The 3,900-nt window shown below is 34.9% G+C and carries 2 protein-coding genes; both read right to left on the minus strand.

Annotated elements, in window-relative coordinates; all coding sequences use genetic code 11:
* Positions 1 to 474 precede the first annotated feature (474 nt).
* Positions 475 to 1,674: a glycosyltransferase gene (locus F6K13_RS22585; protein ID WP_124144236.1), complete on the minus strand. Its 1,200-nt coding sequence runs from the start codon at positions 1,672 to 1,674 to the stop codon at positions 475 to 477.
* A gap of 658 nt (positions 1,675 to 2,332) precedes the next feature.
* Positions 2,333 to 3,900: S9 family peptidase (locus F6K13_RS22590; protein ID WP_287288447.1), on the minus strand; the 1,568-nt coding region annotated here is incomplete at its 5' end.

Here is a 3,900-nt window from a genome sequence, read left to right on the forward strand (position 1 = left end):
TTAAAAATGGCTCTTTGCGTAGCATTCCGCAGGAAAACCTAGATATATCAGGAAAAAGGTTGGTTAAATGTAAAACCTAGACTATATAAGGGTTTGATGCTGTTCTTAACATATTTTTTCTCAAAGTACCATTATTAATCATAACTTACGCAGAACCGCCATATCTAGTAAGGGCGATTTCCTACGGAATGCTCCGCAAACGCGAATCGCCCCTACAGATGGTGTATGACCTAATATAGCAATGTGCGCTGGCATATTTACAAATTGCAGGAGGTGTTCAATAGCTAAAAGTCTTATATTATCAGCTTTTTATTCCCCCAAATGAGCTGTTCCCTATTGCCTGTTCCCTGCGCGCAGCGCTATATTTTGCGTAAGTCCTGTTAATATCTGTGGTAAGCATTTCCTGCGGAATGCTGTGCAAAATGAGGCTAACTGATAGCTGACTGCTGATAGCTGACTGCTGATTGCTTACGTTTATTGTTGAAATTTTTCTGGTGAATAAGTTCGCCCTTTCCAATCACTACCTCGCCCTCGCCAGTGTCGCCAAGCTGAATCTATGGTAATTAATGTATAGATAAAAGCAACAGTTGGTAAACTCATGGCATAGATTGGTGAAAGTTGATAAAATCTGACAATAGGTAAGTAAGCTAAAAACATTAATATTCTTGCCAATAAAGCGATCGCTACTATTTCCCACCAACTAAAAATTACTCCTAAAATTATTCCTAATGAGGGAACTAAATAAATTAATTTCATCCCTATGACTGTTACTACTAATAGCAGCGGTGAATAATTTAGCTGAGTAAAAGCAGTACGAGCAACCATACTCCAAATACTAAATAAATCTGGATAGGAACGTCTACTTTTGGTGTCTGAAGTTAGTCCTAAGCAAATCTTTTTATTGGTTGATTTTTGTTTAACTGTTTTAGCTAAAGAACAATCATCTATTAAAGCATTTTTAATAACTTCTATTCCGCCAATTTCATCTAAAACTTGGTGACGAATTAATATACAACCTCCAGCAGCAGCAGCAGTAGAACTTTGCGGATTATTTACCCATCTAAATGGATATAATTTTTGGAAAAAAAATACAAATGCTGGAATCATTAATTCTTCTGCTAAAGTTTGGCATTGCAGCTTCACCATTAAAGAAGCTAAGGCTAAATTTTCCTGTTCTGCTTTAATAATAAGTTGGCGAATATTTGTGGAGCTATGTTCAATATCTGCATCAGTAAAAAGAAAATAATCTGGGGCTGGGGTTTGTTTTTTTGCATAATTAATTCCTTGATTAATTGCCCATAGTTTTCCACTCCAACCACTAGGTAATTTTCCTGCTGAAATTACTTCTAGCTTAGTAAAACTATCATTTTGTTGAGCTATTAGTTTCGCAACATTAGCTGTGTTATCTTTGCTATTGTCGTCCACCAATATAATCTTGAAATTCCCTAGATAGTCTTGATTTAATAAGGATTTTAGTGTCAATCTCAATAATTTTGCTTCATTTCTAGCAGGAATTATCACAGAAATTGACGGCCAATATTGAATTTTTCTAATTTCTGTTTCTGATATTGGTAATAATCGTTGATCTGCCAACCAAAATTTGCCTCTAAAAATTAATAAATATATCCATATTATTAGATTTAAAATTATCGTTATCAATAATATTTGCTGCATAAATTAACCCTGAAGTCTAAATTTAAGAATATTTAAAGTCAAGCTATAGGTGTTAAGTCTTGGATTTTAAGTGAATGATATCATCTCCGCTTAATTAGTGGTTAAAAAACTTTTCCCTGCCCTATTATTATTTACATTATTTATCTCTTTTCACTGATTTATAATTATTCAACTAAGCATGATACTATATCATGCCCGAAGGCAATCGTTTGTGTAAACCCAAGGGTGAATATCTACAGGAAATTTAGGTTTTTTTCTTGCTCAATAGCCTTCTTCCCTCTTCCTTCTTCCTTACCTTCGCGCTTACAATACCGATGCTACCGGACATGATATAACCTACGATCTAATACCATTTTAATAAACAGGTGAAAAACTTAGGTTACCCTTTGGTTAGAGGTCAGAAGTGATTGGGTAATTGTCATACTCTTCCATAACTTTAATCAAGAAGTTGCACATAATAAACTTAAGCATTGCCTTGCTTTGAGAAACTCTATTTATATGCAGATTCATCAAGATTTGGTATTAGGTAAAATCTTGTTACCTACAACCTAAAACCTAAAACCTAAAACCTACCACCTTCTATAAGATTTTGCATTAGGTAAAATGTCGTTACCTACAACCTAAAACCTAAAACCTACCACCTACCATCTTCTTCTTCCTAGAGATTAATAATTTCTACCTCCTCTAAATTATCAGCAGGTGTAAATCCAAATACACGGGAGTAAAAATAAAATTCCCCATCTAAAGCTCGTTTAATATTCTCTGAACGACGAAACCCATGTTGTTCTTCTGGAAAGGCAACATAAGCCACTGGTAATCCTTTTTGCTTTAAAGCTTCTAACATTATTTCTGCTTGATTTGGTGGCACAATTTTATCTTCTAAACCTTGGAAAAAAATTACAGGACAAGACAAAAGCTCAGTAAAATTAATAGGTGATCGCTGTTTGTATAAATCTTTTTTTTCAGGATAAGGCCCAATCAATCCATCTAAATAACGAGATTCAAATTTATGAGTATCTGTGGCTAAAGCCTCTAGATTGCTAACTCCATAATAACTAGCACCAGCCTTAAAAACATCCTTAAAAGTTAACGCACATAAAGTAGTATAACCTCCTGCACTACCACCAGAAATAGCCATACGATTACTATCAACTAAACCCCGTTTAGCTAAATATTGAGCGCCATTAACACAATCATCAACATCAACAATTCCCCAGTTATCTTTTAGTCTTTGCTGATACTCTCGTCCATAGCCAGTGCTGCCTCCATAATTAACATCAAGTAGAGCAAAACCACGACTTGTCCAATATTGAATTTTTAAGCTTAAACTACTAGAAGTTGCTGCCGTAGGGCCACCATGACTTTTGACTAAAAGAGGTGGTTTTTCTGATGTTATTTCTGTGTAATCTTGATTAGTTGGTGGGTAAAATAAACCATAAGCAGTATTCCCATTTTCAGTAGGAAATTCTATTGATTGAGGAATAGATAAATAACCTGAATTAATTTCTAAATCTGTAGAACGTTTTAAGATATTAATAGCACCTGTAGATAGATTTATATTGACAATTTCAGTGGGTTTTGTGGGAGAACTTCCCAGAAAATAAACTCGCTCTCCTTTAACTTTTAAAGAACCCATAGAAGTATAGGGTATTTCTATTTGCTGTAGATGTTTTTTCGTAGCATTAAGAGTTGCTAAATGCCAAGTTCCATTTTGAGTAAAAGTGCAAATAATTTTGTTTGCTGCTGTAAAACCATAAGTAGACATTCCAAATACCCATTGTGGCATTCCAAACTCTGCATTTAAAGGATATAATGGTTCTACATTTACCATTTCAGTTCCTGAAACCCGATAAATATTCCACCATTTAGAGCGATCGCTAACAAAATATAAGATACCTTCTGGCGACCATTCCGGTTGAAAAATTGATTCTTGTTTGCCACCTGCAACTAATTGAGCTTCACCTAATAAACCATTTGCATTAATCTTAGCTACCCATAACTCAGTACCATCCCAAGGCATATTAGGATGATTCCAACTTATCCAACAAAGTCTCTTGCCATCAGGACTCAGACGTGGTGAGGCATAAAAATCATTACCCTCGACTAATATCTGAATATCTGCCTTATTTTTGATATTGATGCTAACTATCCTATTTATAGGTTCTCCATTGGTTTTGTTGGAGTAGATCCCATTGCTGATGGTTATGTTGGTTTCCGTTCTCGTCG

The organism is Okeania sp. SIO2B9 (genome assembly GCF_010672505.1).
GTDB classification, from domain to species: domain Bacteria; phylum Cyanobacteriota; class Cyanobacteriia; order Cyanobacteriales; family Microcoleaceae; genus Okeania; species Okeania hirsuta.